The 15,632-nt window shown below is 61.6% G+C and carries 16 protein-coding genes; 14 read left to right on the top strand and 2 right to left on the bottom strand.

From position 1 onward, the window contains the following. The first annotated feature begins 233 nt into the window (after nt 1-233). The 11 genes from H4I99_RS11045 (at nt 234) to H4I99_RS10995 (ending at nt 11,818) form a co-directional block, all read left to right on the top strand. Nucleotides 234-596 (top strand): septal ring lytic transglycosylase RlpA family protein, encoded by a 363-nt coding sequence (locus tag H4I99_RS11045; protein WP_113446997.1) that lies wholly within the window; start codon nt 234-236, stop codon nt 594-596. 108 nt (nt 597-704) lie between these two features. Beyond that, on the top strand, nt 705-1,994 hold the full coding sequence (locus H4I99_RS11040; protein WP_163902974.1) for an RsmB/NOP family class I SAM-dependent RNA methyltransferase: 1,290 nt from the start codon (nt 705-707) through the stop codon (nt 1,992-1,994). Between the two features lie 148 nt (nt 1,995-2,142). Beyond that, nucleotides 2,143-3,423 (top strand): imelysin family protein, encoded by a 1,281-nt coding sequence (locus H4I99_RS11035; protein ID WP_163902972.1) that lies wholly within the window; start codon nt 2,143-2,145, stop codon nt 3,421-3,423. Between the two features lie 49 nt (nt 3,424-3,472). Continuing rightward, nucleotides 3,473-5,008 (top strand): di-heme oxidoreductase family protein, encoded by a 1,536-nt coding sequence (locus tag H4I99_RS11030; RefSeq protein ID WP_425314374.1) that lies wholly within the window; start codon nt 3,473-3,475, stop codon nt 5,006-5,008. Beyond that, the gene (locus tag H4I99_RS11025; protein WP_163902970.1) at nt 5,005-6,105 is read left to right on the top strand and encodes an imelysin family protein; all 1,101 of its coding nucleotides are present in this window, start codon (nt 5,005-5,007) and stop codon (nt 6,103-6,105) included. Before H4I99_RS11030 ends, H4I99_RS11025 begins: the two co-directional genes overlap by 4 nt. A 1-nt stretch (nt 6,106) precedes the next feature. Then, a complete protein-coding gene (locus H4I99_RS11020; RefSeq protein WP_163902968.1) occupies nt 6,107-7,195 on the top strand; it encodes a DUF1513 domain-containing protein in 1,089 nt (362 codons plus the stop codon). A gap of 68 nt (nt 7,196-7,263) precedes the next feature. Beyond that, nucleotides 7,264-7,716 carry a TspO/MBR family protein gene (locus H4I99_RS11015; protein WP_163902967.1) on the top strand — a complete coding sequence of 151 codons (453 nt, stop codon included), beginning with the start codon at nt 7,264-7,266 and terminating at the stop codon, nt 7,714-7,716. A 79-nt stretch (nt 7,717-7,795) separates the two neighbouring features. Continuing rightward, nucleotides 7,796-8,245, top strand: a complete 450-nt coding sequence (locus H4I99_RS11010) for a PaaI family thioesterase (protein WP_099056305.1) — start codon at nt 7,796-7,798, stop codon at nt 8,243-8,245. After that, nucleotides 8,242-8,880 (top strand): 5'-methylthioadenosine/S-adenosylhomocysteine nucleosidase, encoded by a 639-nt coding sequence (locus H4I99_RS11005; RefSeq protein WP_163902965.1) that lies wholly within the window; start codon nt 8,242-8,244, stop codon nt 8,878-8,880. Before H4I99_RS11010 ends, H4I99_RS11005 begins: the two co-directional genes overlap by 4 nt. Before the next feature lie 195 nt (nt 8,881-9,075). Next, a complete protein-coding gene (gene guaA, locus H4I99_RS11000) occupies nt 9,076-10,638 on the top strand; it encodes a glutamine-hydrolyzing GMP synthase (RefSeq protein WP_163902963.1) in 1,563 nt (520 codons plus the stop codon). Between the two features lie 226 nt (nt 10,639-10,864). Continuing rightward, nucleotides 10,865-11,818, top strand: a complete 954-nt coding sequence (locus H4I99_RS10995; protein WP_163902961.1) for a GGDEF domain-containing protein — start codon at nt 10,865-10,867, stop codon at nt 11,816-11,818. A 58-nt stretch (nt 11,819-11,876) separates the two neighbouring features. Here H4I99_RS10995 and H4I99_RS10990 read toward each other — a convergent pair whose 3' ends face one another. Next, the gene (locus tag H4I99_RS10990; RefSeq protein WP_186663290.1) at nt 11,877-12,350 is read right to left on the bottom strand and encodes a MarR family winged helix-turn-helix transcriptional regulator; all 474 of its coding nucleotides are present in this window, start codon (nt 12,348-12,350) and stop codon (nt 11,877-11,879) included. A 189-nt stretch (nt 12,351-12,539) separates the two neighbouring features. On the opposite strand from H4I99_RS10990, the gene H4I99_RS10985 reads away from it, so the two are divergent. Continuing rightward, a complete protein-coding gene (locus H4I99_RS10985) occupies nt 12,540-12,890 on the top strand; it encodes an ArsC family reductase (RefSeq protein ID WP_163902957.1) in 351 nt (116 codons plus the stop codon). Between the two features lie 8 nt (nt 12,891-12,898). Further along, nucleotides 12,899-13,372 (top strand): Cys-tRNA(Pro) deacylase, encoded by a 474-nt coding sequence (gene ybaK, locus H4I99_RS10980; RefSeq protein ID WP_163902955.1) that lies wholly within the window; start codon nt 12,899-12,901, stop codon nt 13,370-13,372. Between the two features lie 18 nt (nt 13,373-13,390). On the opposite strand, the gene H4I99_RS10975 is transcribed toward ybaK, so the two are convergent. Further along, nucleotides 13,391-14,260 carry an Ivy family c-type lysozyme inhibitor gene (locus tag H4I99_RS10975; RefSeq protein ID WP_163902953.1) on the bottom strand — a complete coding sequence of 290 codons (870 nt, stop codon included), beginning with the start codon at nt 14,258-14,260 and terminating at the stop codon, nt 13,391-13,393. Between the two features lie 82 nt (nt 14,261-14,342). Between H4I99_RS10975 and H4I99_RS10970 the strand changes: the two genes are divergently transcribed. Next, on the top strand, nt 14,343-15,596 hold the full coding sequence (locus tag H4I99_RS10970; protein WP_163902951.1) for an aminopeptidase: 1,254 nt from the start codon (nt 14,343-14,345) through the stop codon (nt 15,594-15,596). Nucleotides 15,597-15,632: the final 36 nt, after the last annotated feature.

The raw sequence follows: 15,632 nt of genomic DNA, 5'->3' as shown, positions 1-15,632 counted from the left end.
TCGTTCCGTTTTGGGATTCACCTGAAATTCCATTCCATTTATCGCCTGTAAATAAACGATTTTTTCTGGATTATTTATAAATCGTTAATCCGACGATTCGCGTCACCTAATCACGAATGTTACAGTCTGTAATTCTACGTGATCACTATGAGGCACGTTTTTGCCATTTTTCCCCATGCTTAAGCCCCGCCACGCAAAAACTTTGCGGAGTTCAATAACTAGGGAAATGCAAATTGACGAAGATCCGGCGCTCTACCTTCACCTCGGCAATGATTGTCGCGCTCACGGCTTTCGCCCCGCTCTCGGCTCATGCAGCCTCTTCATGCGGTGGCGCATCCTGGTATGCACTCAGATCCAAGACAGCCTCCGGTGAACGTATGAACCCGTCGAATCTGACTGCGGCCCACAAGTCGCTGCGCTTCGGCACCAAGCTGAAGGTCACCAACGCCAGGAACGGCAAGAGTGTCGTCGTGCGCATCAACGATCGCGGCCCGTTCATCCGCGGCCGGGTGCTCGACCTCTCCAAGGCCGCGGCCCAGAACATCGGCATGATCAGCTCCGGCCACGGCAAGGTCTGTTACGAGGTCATCGGCTGATCGGCCGACATCCGCAAAGTGGCGCCGACGCGCCGCTTCTGAGGCGGGACGCTTGCTCTTACCCGCATTCGCCGCTACCACGCTCTCTTCGAATGCAGGAGAATGAATATGCGTCTGGGCGGCCGACTTGCCGGTGCGATCGAGGTTCTGAACGATATTGAAACGCGCCGCCGGCCGGTTGCCGACGCGTTGAAAGACTGGGGCCTTTCTCACCGCTTTGCCGGTTCCGGCGACCGCGCCGCCATCGGCAACATCGTCTATGACGCCCTGCGCATGAAACTCTCCCATGCCTGGCTTATGGACGACGACAGTGCCGCAGCACTCGGATGGTCGGTGCTGCTGCGCCAGTGGGGCTATACCGCAGAAGCCTTGGCCGCCGAATTCGAAGGCGACAACTTCGCTCCCCAGCCTTTGACGGCGGACCATCTGTCCGCCTTTTCCACTCGCAAGCTGGAAGACGCGCCACTCCATATACAGGGCGACATTCCGGATTGGGTCGAACCCTCCTTCGAGAAGGCCTTCGGCGAAGGCTGGCTTATGGAAGCCAAAGCACTTGCCGAGCGACCGACCCTCGATCTGCGCGTCAACACCCTGAAATCGAACCGCGAGAAGACATTGAAGGCGCTGGATCGCACTGGCGCCCACGCCGCGGCAATCGCGCGCTTCGGCATGCGGGTCGCGGCCGGTGAAGGCCCGTCGCGGCTTCCCAACGTCACGGCCGAACTCAGCTTTCAGAAGGGCTGGTTCGAAGTGCAGGACGAGGGCTCGCAGATCGTTGCCGATCTCGTCGATCCCCGCGAGGGCGATCAGGTGCTCGATTTCTGCGCCGGTGGCGGCGGCAAGACGCTCGCCATGGCGGCGGCCATGCACAACAAGGGTCAGGTCCACGCCTATGATGCCGACCGCAAGCGTCTCGCGCCGATCATCGAACGGCTGAAGCGCGCCGGCACACATAACGTCCAGGTCCATGACAGCCTGAAGGCGCTCGGTGGCCTCACGGGCCGGTTCGACCGCGTTCTCGTCGATGCGCCCTGCACCGGCACCGGCACATGGCGCAGACGGCCCGACACCAAATGGCGGCTGACGGCGCGCAATCTGCAGGAGCGCGTCAGCCAGCAGCAGGAGGCGCTGACCGAGGCGGCGGACTATGTTCGTCCCGGCGGCCAGCTCATCTATGTCACCTGTTCACTGCTGCCGGAGGAAAACGACGCACAGGTCGCGGCGTTCTGCGAAAACAATCCGGAATTCGAGATCGCGCCGGCGCTCGAAACGTGGGACAAGCTGTTTGGCGCCGCCGCGCCGCGCCCCCTGTCGTTGAACGGTCGCACCATCATGCTCAGTCCCGCCTCGACAGATACCGATGGTTTCTTCTTCTGCCGGATGACACGCAAGACCTGAGAAAACAGCCACTCCCGGGCCCATGGTTGACAAACGTCAGAAACAGCGCCACGCGCTGTTTCTAGACTATTTGACACCAGTTTATTTTTCCGCCAAGACAGGCGCGTTCGTTTCAAGGGATTGGCGCCAAAGCGTCAAAGGAGAGACCATGACCCGGAAAACTGTGATTGGCGCTTCGCTGGCGCTGCTGGTTGCCTCGGCAGCCTTCGTCGCCGGCCCGGCAGCCGCCGCGACCGACGAAGCCGCCGTACTCAAGCATTATGCCGAACTGGCGCATGCGAAATACGAGGATTCGCTCAACACCGCGAAGGCTCTGGATACGGCAATCGACGCCCTCATCGCCGCGCCGAGCGAAGACACCTTGAAGGCTGCGCGCGCCGCCTGGATCAAGGCACGCGTTCCCTACCAGCAGTCGGAAGTCTACCGCTTCGGCAACCCGATCGTTGACGACTGGGAAGGCAAGGTCAACGCCTGGCCGCTGGATGAAGGCCTGATCGACTATGTCGACGCTGCCTATGGCACCGAAAGCGATGAGAACTCGCTTTACGTCGCCAACGTGATTGCCAACAAGCACATCAAGATCGGCGGCAAGGACGTGGATGCGACCAACATCACGCCCGAATTCCTCTCCGAGACGCTGCATGAAGCGGGTGAGATCGAAGCCAACGTGGCGACCGGCTATCATGCCATCGAGTTCCTGCTGTGGGGCCAGGATCTGAACGGCACCGGTCCCGGCGCCGGCAATCGTCCGTTCACCGACTACGACACCAAGAATTGCACCGGCGGCAATTGCGATCGCCGCGCCGCCTATCTCAAGGCCGCCTCTACCCTGCTCGTCTCCGACCTGCAGGACATGGTCACCGCCTGGGCTGCCGACGGCGAAGCCACCAAGCATGTCGAAGCCGATCCGAAGGCCGGCATCACCGCCATCCTGACCGGCATGGGCTCCCTCTCCTACGGCGAGCTTGCCGGCGAGCGCATGAAGCTCGGCGTGCTCCTGCACGATCCGGAAGAAGAGCATGATTGCTTCTCGGACAACACGCACAACTCGCATCTCAACGATGCGATCGGCATCGCATCCGCCTATACCGGCGAATACACCCGCGCCGACGGCACCAAGATGACCGGTCCGTCGCTTTCGGAACTCGTCGCAGCCAAGGATCCGGCGCTCGATGCGGAAATGAAGGCGAAGCTCACCAAGACGCTCGACGCGATGCACGCCATGGCCAAGCGCGCCGAGACCGTCGAAGCCTATGACCAGATGATCGGCGAAGGCAATGCGGAAGGCAACGCCACCGTACAGGCCGCCATCGATGGCCTGATCGACCAGACCAAGACCATCGAGCGCGTCATTACGTCGCTGGATCTCGGCACGGTTGAGCTTGAAGGTTCCGACAGCCTCGATAATCCTAACGCCGTGTTCCAATAAGACAAAGGCGGGCCACCGGACAGCATCCGGTGGCCCGGTCACATTGACGATGCCCGGTTCCTTGCTTCGCGCCATGACGCGCGCCCTTCTCGCAGGCTTTTGCACGATTGCCCTAACGGCCCCTGTGGCCGGCGAGGAAGCGCCCCCGCAACGGACCGACCTCTCGGCCAAGGACCTGAAACGGGTCCTCAAGGTCACCGAGCCGACCACCGATTTCTCCAAGCCGGAACAGTTCGAGCCGATGCAGGGCGGGGCCGGCACCTCGACCCAACCGATCAACGGCGATGCCTTCTCGCATTTCTCCGCCAACATCACCTTCGCCGAGGAAGAGACCTTCAAGCTCGGCAACGCGCTGTTCCGCAAGTTCTGGGTTTCCTCCCCCTCGTCCACGCAGGCTTCCGACGGCCTCGGTCCACTGTTCAATGCGCGCGCCTGCCAGAACTGCCATCTGAAGGATGGACGCGGTCGGCCGCCGGAAGGCAATGCAGACGCGACTTCGATGTTCCTGCGGCTTGCCCGCCCGGCCCGTACCGACGAGGAGCGCCAGGCGGTCGCCGATCTCAAGGCGGTCAATTTTCCCGATACCACCTATGGCGCCCAGCTGCAGGACATGGCCGTGCCCGGCATCCCGGCAGAGGGCCGGATGGTCATCACTTATATGGAAGAGCCGGTGACGCTTGCGGGCGGCGAGACCACGATGCTGCGCAAACCCGCCTATAGCGTTGCGGACCTGAATTACGGGCCGCTCGAAGCGGATACGACCCTTTCCCCACGCGTCGCGAACCAGATGCCGGGTCTCGGCCTGATCGAGGCCATTGCCGATGCCGACATCCTGGCGAAGGCCGATCCCGATGACCGCGACGGCGACGGTATTTCCGGCCGCGCCGCCCGCGCCCGCGATCATCGCACCGGCGAGATGAAGCTCGGTCGCTTCGGCTGGAAGGCGCAGAACGCCTCGGTTCGCGATCAGAGTTCAAGCGCCTTTGCCGGCGATATCGGCATTTCGACGCCCGATGCGCCCCGCCACTATGGCGACTGCACCGAAGCGCAGGAGAAATGCCGTTCCATGCCGAACGGCGTGCAAGCGCGTCTCGGCGATACGGAAGCGCCGGACCCCGTGCTCGATCTTGTTACCTTCTACTCGGAAAATCTCGCCGTACCGGCCCGCCGCGATGTCGGCGATGCCACGGTGCTCAAGGGCAAGTCGCTGTTTTACGGCGCCGGCTGCACCTCCTGCCACACGCCGAAATACGTGACCCGCCGGGATGCTGCGAACAAGGCGCAGTCGTTCCAACTCATATGGCCCTATTCGGACTTTCTGCTTCATGATATGGGCGATGGACTGGCGGATGGCCAGCAGGTCGGCGACGCCTCCGGCCGGGAATGGCGGACGCCTCCTCTCTGGGGTATCGGCCTGACCGACGTGGTGAACGGCCATACCTTCTTCCTGCATGACGGGCGGGCCCGCAACCTCACGGAAGCGATCCTCTGGCATGGAGGAGAGGCCCAGCCTGCCCGTGATCGTTTTGCCAGCCTAACACCCGAAGAACGCAAGGCGCTCGTCACCTTTCTGGAGTCCCTATGAAGCGGAATGCCCTTCTCCTCCTCGCCGCAATGCTTGCCACACCCGCCGCGGCGCAGGACGCGACGCTCGCCGCGCCGAGACTTCATGAGGAAGCCATTTCCACGGTGCTGGAAAAGGCCGTCGATGGCTTCATCCGCCCCGGCTACCGCAATTTCCGCGACCATGCCGATGCAATGGGCGCCGCCATGCAGACGCTCTGCTCCGCACCCTCGCAGCAGAACCTCGATGCCGCAAAGGTCGCCTTCGGCGAGACCGTCACCTCATGGTCCCATATCGAGATCGTCCGCGTCGGTCCGGTGATCGAGGATAACCGCTTCGAGCGCATCCTGTTTTATCCCGACCGCAAGAGCACCGGCCTGAAGCAGGTGCAGGCGGTTCTCGCCAAGCCTGACGAAACGGCAACGAGCGTCGACACGCTGAAGGACAAGAGCGTCGCCATGCAGGGGCTGGGCGCGCTGGAATTCGTGCTCTACGGCACCGGCTCGGAGGTTCTTGCGAGCGAAAAGGACGGCTTCCGCTGCCGTTACGGCACCGCGATTGCCGGCAATCTCGAACGGCTCGGTGGCGAACTGGTCGACATCTGGGACAAGCCGGACGGCATTCAGGACGCGTGGAAGCATCCGGGTCCCGACAATCCGGTCTTCCGCGATGGTCGGGAAGCGATCACCGCCCTGCTCGGCATTCTGGTGCATGGCGCCGAGGCCGTGCGCGACCAGCGTCTCGAGACCTTCTACAAGGGCGAGGCCAACAACACCTTCCCGAAACAGGCGATTTACTGGCGTTCGCAGAACACCTTCAAATCGGTCGCCGACAATATCGACGGCATCCGCACGCTGCTCGACAGCTCCGATATGGTCGAGTTGCTGAACGAGGACGTCCGCTCCACCGTTTCGTCGATCAATTTCGTCGCCAAATCGCTGGAACGCGTGGCGATGGACATCAATCCCGACGTCGAGGTTGCGGTCACCGATCCTGCCCAGCGAGCAAAGCTCGACTTCTTGCTCCTGAACAGCAGGGATCTGATCCTTCGCCTCAACAATGACTATGGCGGCGCAATAGGGTTGGGCGCCGGCTTTTCATTCTCCGACGGGGACTGAGATGGCCCGGGGCGCGCTGATCGACCGGCGTCTCTTCGTCAAGGCCGCCGGCCTTGCCTTCGTGCAATCGCTGACGCCGCGCGCAGCCTTTGCGCTGGAGCGGACGGACGCCGTTTTCGCCTCCGGCTTTCGCGCTCCGGACGGCCATTACGGTATCGGCCTCGTCAGCGAGGACGGAACCTTCATCGACGAGATCCGGTTGCCGGACCGCATCCACGGCCTCGGCCATAGTGCCGCAACGGGGCTGACCGTCGCCTTTGCCCGCCGTCCCGGCACCTTCGCCGTCATCTTCGACAGCCTGAAACGCTCGCAACCCGTCATCATCTCCGCGCCGGAGAACCGCCATTTCTTCGGGCATGGCAGCTTTTCGCCGGATGGCCGCCTGCTTTACGCCAGCGAAAACGATTTCGACGCCAATCGCGGCATGATCGGCGTCTATGACGCCCGCGATGATTTCCGCCGCGTTGGAGAATTTCCCGCACATGGCATCGGCACCCATGACATGACGGTCAGCGATGATGGCCGGTTTCTCCTCATCGCCAATGGCGGCATCGAGACCCATCCCGATTTCGGCCGCACCAAGCTCAATCTCGATCACATGGAGCCGTCGCTGGTCATCGCCGACGCAAAAACCGGCGAACTCATCGACAAGCATGCGATGCCGGACAAGCTGCGCCAGCTTTCCACCCGCCATCTCGACATATCCGCCGACGGGCGCGTCTGGTTCGCCTGCCAGTATGAAGGCCCGCGCAACGACCTGCCGCCGCTCGTCGGCCATTTCGCACGGGGGGAGGATGTCAGCTTCATCGATCTTCCCGAGGAGACGACGACGGGGCTGGGAAATTATGTCGGGGCCATCGCCGTCAACCGAGGCAAGGGGCTGGTCGGGCTGACATCGCCTCAGGGCGGCTTCGCGGTGACGCTCGATGCGAAGACTGGCAAGGTGATCTCGCAGGCGAGAGTACCCGACGCCGCAGGCATTGCCGCCGGCGGAGACGGCTTCGCCGTATCTTCCTATGACGGCAGTTTCGAACAAAACCGCAGCCCGGTTGCCTGGGACCAGCATATCGTCCGCATCGCCGCCGGTTGAACATCTGATCCGAATGTTTGACGATCCGCCCCTTGGCCGGAAGCGACGGGCGCGCTATCTCTCATGGCATGCGCAGATTCATCATCCATCTCGTTTTCATCGTCGTCGTGATTGGTTTCGGCGCGCTTTCCGGCGTGTCCAACACACCGGGTGACTGGTACCAGTCACTCGCAAAACCCGCCTTCAATCCGCCTCCTTGGATCTTCGCACCGGTCTGGACCATGCTGTACGTGCTGATCGCGATTGCCGGCGCGCGCATCTGGGAAAAGGCGCCGGCATCCGCCGCCATGCAGATCTGGTTTGCGCAGATGGTCCTCAATTTCGTCTGGTCCCCAATCTTCTTCGGTCTGCAGGCCCCGGGACTGGCGCTGATCGTCATCGTCGTCATGTTGCTTGCAATTCTCGGCTTCATCCAGCAGGCGAGGCCGATAGACCGACCGGCAAGCTTCCTCTTTGCCCCTTACGCGCTCTGGGTCGCCTTCGCGACGTTGCTCAACGCATCGATCTTCCTGATGAACTGATTTTGGATTTAGCCCCATTGTCCGGCTTGCCGAAGCGCATGGGGCGTGCCAATTTCGCACCTGCGAGAGGGGCCTTCCTATGAGTGAAATCAACAGCGACGGGGTGAGTGAGCGGATCCGGCAGAGCTTTGGCCGCCAGGGCGCCATGCGCACGCTCGGTGCGGAACTCACCCGCATCAACCAGGGCGTGGTCGAGATCGAACTGCCTTTCGATGAGAAGCTGACGCAGCAGCACGGCATCCTGCACGCAGGCGTGATTTCCGCTGCGCTCGATACCGCCTGCAACTACGCGGCCTATACGGTGATCGACGCCGAGGCCGCCATGCTGACGATCGAATTCAAGGTGAACCTGATGTCACCGGGACGCGGCGAGCGCTTCCTGTTCCGCGGTGAGATCACCAAGCCCGGCTCGACCATCATCGTCGCGGACGGGCGCGGCTACGCGCTCAGCGACGGTCCCGCCAAGCTGATAGCCTCGATGACCAGCACGATGATGGTCGTTCGGGGTCGAGAAGGTATTTCCGGATGACATTCGAACTCAAGTCGGTTTCAGGTAAGTCCGTCCTCTTCGTCATGGCGGTGGATGCGGAATATGGGCCTTTCCTGCGTTCGCGCATCGATCCGCTGATGACCGGCGTCGGTCCGGTGGAAGCGGCGATCGTGTTGACCCGGACACTGGCAAAGCTGGAGGAAGAGGACGAACGCCCAGATCTCATCGTTTCGCTCGGCTCCGCCGGGTCGAACAAGCTGGAACAGACCGAGGTCTATCAGGTTTCGTCGGTCGCCTACCGAGACATGGATGCTTCGCCGCTCGGTTTCGAGAAGGGTCGCACACCCTTTCTCGACCTTCCTGCGGCGGTCGAACTGCCGCTGCGCATTCCCGGCATTCCGGCGGCAAGCCTTTCCACCGGCGCCAACATCGTCTCCGGTCCGGCCTACCAGACGATCTCGGCCGATATGGTCGACATGGAGACCTTTGCCGTGCTTCGCGCCTGTCATGCCTTCAACCTGCCCCTGATCGGGCTCAGGGGCATTTCCGATGGCCGCGAGGACCTCGCCCATGTCGACGACTGGAAACAATACCTGCATGTGGTCGACAGGAAGCTGTCGCTGGCCGTCGACGGGCTGTTCGACGCACTGGAAGATGGCGTCTTCTGGTTCTGACCCACGGAAAAGAGCGCTAAAGCAATTCCAGCAAAAGTGGGAACCGGTTTTGCGTCCGGAATTGCGAAAAAATTGCGAGATAGAGCATTGGAGGCGATTTTGTTATCGCCGGAAACGCTCTGACTCGCCCGAATTACGGACAATCGGCACAATTCTTCGATTGAAAGAACCGCCGCTTTTCTTTAAAGGCTCGCCATGACCCAGACAGCACATCCCGACAGCGTTCTCATCATCGATTTCGGCAGCCAGGTGACGCAGCTCATCGCCAGGCGCGTCCGCGAAGCGGGCGTCTATTGCGAGATCGTTCCCTTCCAGTCCGCCGAGGAAGGCTTCGCCCGGCTGAAGCCCAAGGCAGTCATCCTCTCCGGCAGCCCGGCATCGACCCTCGACGAGGGAAGCCCGCGCGCGCCGCAGGTGATCTTCGACAGCGGCCTGCCGATCTTCGGCATCTGCTACGGCCAGCAGACGATGTGCATGCAGCTCGGCGGCAAGGTCGAGGATGGACATCATCGCGAATTCGGCCGCGCCTTTCTCGAAATCGACGAGGAATGCGCCTTGTTCGAGGGGCTCTGGTCCTCCGGCTCACGCCATCAGGTGTGGATGTCCCATGGTGACCGCGTCACCGCGATCCCGCCGGGCTTCAAGGTTGTTGCAACGTCCGCCAACGCGCCTTTCGCCTTCATCGCCGACGAGAAGCGCAAGTATTATGCCGTGCAGTTCCACCCGGAAGTGGTTCACACGCCCGATGGCGCCAAGCTGATCGGCAATTTCGTGCACAACATCGCCGGCATCAAGGGCGACTGGACGATGTCGGCCTACCGCGCCAAGGCCGTCCAGCAGATCCGCGATCAGGTCGGCGACAAGAAGGTCATCTGCGCGCTTTCCGGCGGCGTTGACTCTTCCGTTGCCGCGCTGCTGATCCACGAGGCCGTCGGCGACAATCTCACCTGCATCCTCGTCGACCACGGCCTGATGCGCAAGGACGAGGCGGCCAACGTCGTCGCCATGTTCAAGGAACACTACAACCTGCACCTCATCCACGTCGACGCCGTCGACCGCTTTGTCGGCGAACTGGAAGGTGTCAGCGACCCGGAAACCAAGCGCAAGATCATCGGCCGCCTGTTCATCGAAACTTTCGAGGAAGAGGCCAAAAAACTCGGCGGCGCGGAATTCCTCGGCCAGGGCACGCTTTATCCCGACGTGATCGAGAGCGTCTCCTTCACCGGCGGTCCCTCGGTCACCATCAAGTCGCACCACAATGTCGGCGGCCTGCCCGAGCGGATGAACATGAAGCTCGTCGAGCCGCTGCGTGAACTGTTCAAGGACGAGGTTCGCGTGCTCGGTCGCGAGCTCGGCCTGCCGGACAGCTTCATCGGCCGTCACCCCTTCCCGGGACCGGGCCTCGCCATCCGCTGCCCGGGCGGCGTTACCCGCGAAAAGCTCGACATCCTGCGCGAAGCCGATGCCATCTATCTCGATGAAATCCGCAAGGCGGGCCTCTACGACGCGATCTGGCAGGCTTTCGCAGTCTTGCTGCCGGTCCAGACCGTTGGTGTCATGGGTGACGGTCGTACCTACGAATTCGTCTGCGCACTGCGCGCCGTGACCTCCGTCGACGGCATGACCGCGGATTTCTATCACTACGACATGGAATTCCTTGGCCGCGCTGCAACCCGCATCATCAACGAAGTGCGCGGCATCAACCGCGTCGTCTACGACGTGACCTCGAAGCCGCCGGGCACCATCGAGTGGGAGTGATCCCAACCGATCATCATTTTTAAGAGCATTGCGGCCGGGAACCCTGTTTCCGGCCGCAATGCGTATTGTGGTTGTGAAAGGCGCCGGGAGCGGCGTTCGGTCGCATAGATCCGTGCGTATTGATGCTGCCTAAGGACGTTGCCGAAGGATAGACTTGAGAAATCCGGTTGCGTCCCCGACAGGACAACCCGGTTGATGCTGGCGACACAGGCAAGGACCAGTCACGGTGACTATCGCATCCATCGGCACCTCCCCGCCTTCCTTAAGCGACGACCTGTTCCGCAAGATCGTGACGGAGATGGAAGACGGGATTATCGTCCTCGATGAACGCGGCGTTATCCTTTTCTGCAATGCGTCGGTGGAAGACCTTTTCCTGCATGCTCCCGAGAGCCTTGTCGGGCAGCCACTGGAAGTCGTCCTGCCTCCGCGTAGCCGGAAGAACCATCATCAGCATCTCTCTGGCTTCGCCAATGGTCCGGCCGATGCGCGTTACATGGGGAGCCGCAATTCCTTCATCGTCGGCTATCGGGCCGACGGGACAGAGGTCAATCTGGGGGCAACGATCCTGCGCATGCTTACGGAAGACGGCTTGATCTTCGTCGCTGTCTTGCGGGATCTTACCGAGCGGCACGGTTATCAGTATCAATTGGAGCAGTTGGCGAACACCGACCCGCTATCGGGCCTTAACAATCGCCGGGCTTTCACCAATCTCGCGTCACGCCACATCGCCCGTTGTCGCGAAATTCATGCGCCCGTTTCCCTCACTCTCTTCGACGTGGATCACTTCAAGTCGATCAACGACCGATACGGCCACGATATCGGCGACACGGTGATCTGTGAATTCGCCAATCTTCTGAAGTCGGCAACGCAGGCCGGCGACCTGCTGGCCCGCTGGGGAGGAGAGGAGTTCATACTGCTGATGCCGGAAGCCAATCTGGTGCGATCGGGGGCGATTGCGGAGATGGTCAGGCGCAACGTTCAGGTGCTGGAATTCGGCCAACCCAACGGCCTAAACCTGCGCATAACGGTAAGCGCCGGTGTCATTTGCTCCACTGAAGCGGATGAGACGCTCGATAACATGATCCGTCGCTCCGATCACGCACTCTACGCTGCCAAGGAAGGCGGCCGGAACCGCGTGACGCTGGCCGGGCCGAGGCAGACTCTCGCAGCCCTCGCCTGATTTTCAGACAACAAACCCTAACCGGCCATACGTATAAAAGATCGGGTGATGCCCGGCCTCAGCTCATGAAGCTGATCGGGCAGCGATTGCGAACGCAGACTTTTTCGTCGCAGACGCGGCAGACGACGTTCTGGTCGTCACCGAGATCGACGAGGGCGGGCAGCACCTTTTCGGCCAGATGGCCGAGCAGATGGATTTCCTCCTCACTCAACGCTGCAAAGGCGCGGTCCGTCACGCTTCGGCGCGCCTGAACGCTCCGCTCATAGAGTGACCGGCCCTTCTCCGTTAGGGTCAACGTCTTGGCGCGACGGTCGCCCTCCATCGGCTCTCCCCGACGAACCAGATCGTCGCCTTCCAACTGGTCTATCAGCCGGACAGTGGCGGAATGGGAAAGACCGATAATCCGGCGGAGCGCCTCGACCGTATGCCCGGAGCCAAGACCTATCTGGATGATCGCGGCAACCGCGCTGGGACCAAGCCCCGTCTCGGTAGAAAAAGCCCGCTCCATCTTGTCGACGAGAGCAAGACTCATCGCTCCGAAGATGTTTTCAAACCTGAATTTTTCTTTCTCGTCGATCACGCAGCACCTCTATATGTATATTGCATATATTGCTCGCGAATGACAGCTATGAGCGATGGAAAGGTTTGAGCCGGCCTCATTTTCCTTCACCCTCCACCATGCTATCAGCAACCGATTACAAGTCAGGGATAAAGCCGAACCATGCCCACCACGATCTACGGCATCAAGAATTGCGACACCATGAAGAAGGCCCGTGTATTTCTGGACGAGCACGGGGTGGAATATGCCTTCCACGACTACAAGGCTTCCGGCATCGACCGGCCGCATCTTGAGCGCTGGTGCCGCGAAGCCGGGTGGGAGACGGTTCTCAATCGCGCTGGCACAACCTTCCGCAAGCTGCCGGATGCGGCGCGCGAGAATCTGGACGAAGCCCGCGCCATCGAACTGATGCTGGAGCAGCCGTCGATGATCAAGCGGCCCGTTCTGGAAAGGGACAGCCGGCTGCTGATCGGCTTCAAGCCGGAAATCTATGAACGCTTCCTTGCGGAGTGATAACTGCCATGTCGAAGACCACTCGCGCCACGCAGGCAATCGCCAAGGAAGGCATCGCCTTCACCGTTCACACCTATGAGTACGATCCGGATGCCGAGCGGATCGGGATGCAGGCAGCGGAAGCGATTGGCGAAGAGCCTCGCCGCGTGCTGAAGACGCTGATGGCCGAACTCGATGGCAAGCCGGTCTGCGTCGTCGTTCCCTCCGACAAGGAGGTCAGCATGAAGAAGCTTGCCTCCGCCCTTGGCGGCAAGTCGGCGGCGATGATGAAGCCAGCCATGGCGGAGAAACTCACCGGCTATGTCGTCGGCGGTATCAGTCCCTTCGGCCAGAAGAAGAAGGTGCCGACCGCAATCGAGATCACGGCGCTCGACGAACCGCATGTGTTCATCAACGGCGGCCAGCGCGGGCTGCAGGTGAAGCTCGATCCGAAGGATGTTCAGCGAACGCTGGGAGCGATTGCCGCCCCCGTCGTCGCCTGAGCTGCCGTAAGCCGCACCTTACTTCCAGGTCGCGGCCCAGTCCCTCAGAGCGTCCCTGGCAGTTGCAGGCCATTCCTTGACCTCCGGCCGGACGATGATCTTCCGGTCCTGCGGCTTCCACGCGAGATAGACCCGCTTCGTAGCGGGATCGGCGGCCACCAGCGCCTCGACGCCACCGCAATTGTGCGGCTGGCAGGCAGTGCCGATATAGAAACCGTTCTTCATCTCACCGCTGCCGACGCCGGTAATGATCTGCTTGTAGTCCTCCGCTTCCCTGCCGAGCATGCCTTCCATCTGCGTGGCGATCTCGGCGTATCCGAAGAGATCACCGGGATGGCCAGGAGCAGCTGCCGCAAGTTCCCGCCACCCCTTGGCCGCATCCGGCACGAAGGCCACCGCATCCAGTGTCTTGAAACCACCGGTCGGATCCCAACTCCAGCGCTCGCCATCCCGACCCGGCAAGGGTGGTGCTTCAAAAACCAGTCTGTCCGACTCCTCATTCGCCGTGACCGGCATGCAGGTATCGAGCGGCTCTTCAAAACTCGGCGCACGCCCCTTCGGCAACATCAGCACGAAGGGCGAGCCGGCACAGGCATTACCGCCAGCGGAGGAATCTCCGATCACCACCGGCATGCCGGCAACGAGCGCAACCTGGGTGACCGAGACATAGATGTTGGTGTGAAGCGCCTTGCCATCGACCTTGAGCGTCTCGCCATCGTCGTTGCGATCGATCGTCACTTCATGGCCGAACAACTTCATGTTGAACTCGCTTGCGGATGCCGGCTTCGATAAGACGGGGGCAGTCGCCAACAGCAGTGAAAAGGTTGCCCCGGCCAGATACCGGACCGCCGAAACCGTTTCCATAACGCTCTTCTTGCCTTCCGCCATTTTTCCGCCCCCGCGCTTCAATTTCGCCTCAAAGCAATCTACGTTGAAATATTCCATGCAAACAATCATCAGGCCTAATTCCATGACATTCCTGCCCGAATTCGAAACTGCCGTCGATCCTGTCCGCCTCGATAAACTCGCCGAAGTCGCGATCAAGGTCGGCCTGCAGTTGCAACGGGATCAGGATCTGGTGATCACCGCGCCTCTCGCCGCCCTGCCTCTCGTGCGCCTCATCACCAAGCATGCCTACAAGGCCGGCGCCGGCCTCGTCTCCACCTTCTATGCCGACGAAGTGGCGACGCTTGCGCGCTACGAAAACGCACCGGATGGCAGCTTCGACCGGGCATCCGACTGGCTCTACGAAGGCATGGCGAAGGCCTATGAGAAGGGCGCTGCCCGCCTTGCGGTCGCCGGCGACAACCCGATGCTGCTGTCGGCTCAGGACCCGGCCAAGGTCGCCCGCGCCAACAAGGCCAATTCTATCGCCTACAAGCCGGCGCTGGAGCACATCTCCAATTTCGACATCAACTGGAACATCTGCTCCTATCCGAACCCTTCCTGGGCAAAGCTCGTCTTCCCCGACCTGCCGATTGCGGAGGCCGTCGCCCGCCTTGCGGACGCGATCTTCGCCGCCTCGCGCGTCAACGAAGCCGATCCCATCGCCGCCTGGGCAGCCCACAACGCAAACCTTCGCAAGCGTTCCGGCTGGCTGAACGGCGAGCGGTTTGCCGCGCTGCATTTCACCGGCCCCGGCACGGACCTGATCGTCGGCCTCGCGGACGGCCATGAATGGCATGGCGGCGCATCGACCGCCAAGAACGGCGTGACCTGCAATCCGAACATCCCGACCGAAGAGGTGTTCACCACGCCGCACGCGCTGAAGGTCGAGGGAACGGTGTCCAGCACCAAGCCACTCTCGCATCAGGGCACGCTGATCGACAATATCCAGGTCCGCTTCGAAGGCGGCCGGATCGTCGAGGCGAAGGCTTCCAGAGGCGCGGAAGTGCTGAACAAGGTTCTCGACACCGACGAGGGTGCACGCCGTCTCGGCGAGGTGGCGCTGGTGCCGCATTCGTCGCCGATCTCGGCCTCCGGCATCCTGTTCTACAACACCCTGTTCGACGAGAACGCCTCGTGCCACATTGCGCTCGGCCAGTGCTATTCGAAGTGCTTCCTGGACGGCGCTTCGCTCAGCCCCGAACAGATCAAGGCGCAGGGCGGAAATTCCAGCCTGATCCATATCGACTGGATGATCGGTTCCGACAAGGTGGATATCGACGGTATCAGTGCCGACGGTGCTCGCGTGCCCGTCATGCGCAAGGGCGAGTGGGCATGAGCATCTGGGGATGAGGGCCGGCCTCGATATCGGTCG

Origin of the sequence: Paenirhizobium daejeonense, from assembly GCF_014280875.1 — a bacterium.
Taxonomy (GTDB): Bacteria; Pseudomonadota; Alphaproteobacteria; order Rhizobiales; family Rhizobiaceae; genus Allorhizobium; species Allorhizobium daejeonense.
The sequence above is the reverse complement of the archived record's forward strand: the minus strand, read 5'-3'. Positions and strand labels throughout refer to the sequence as shown.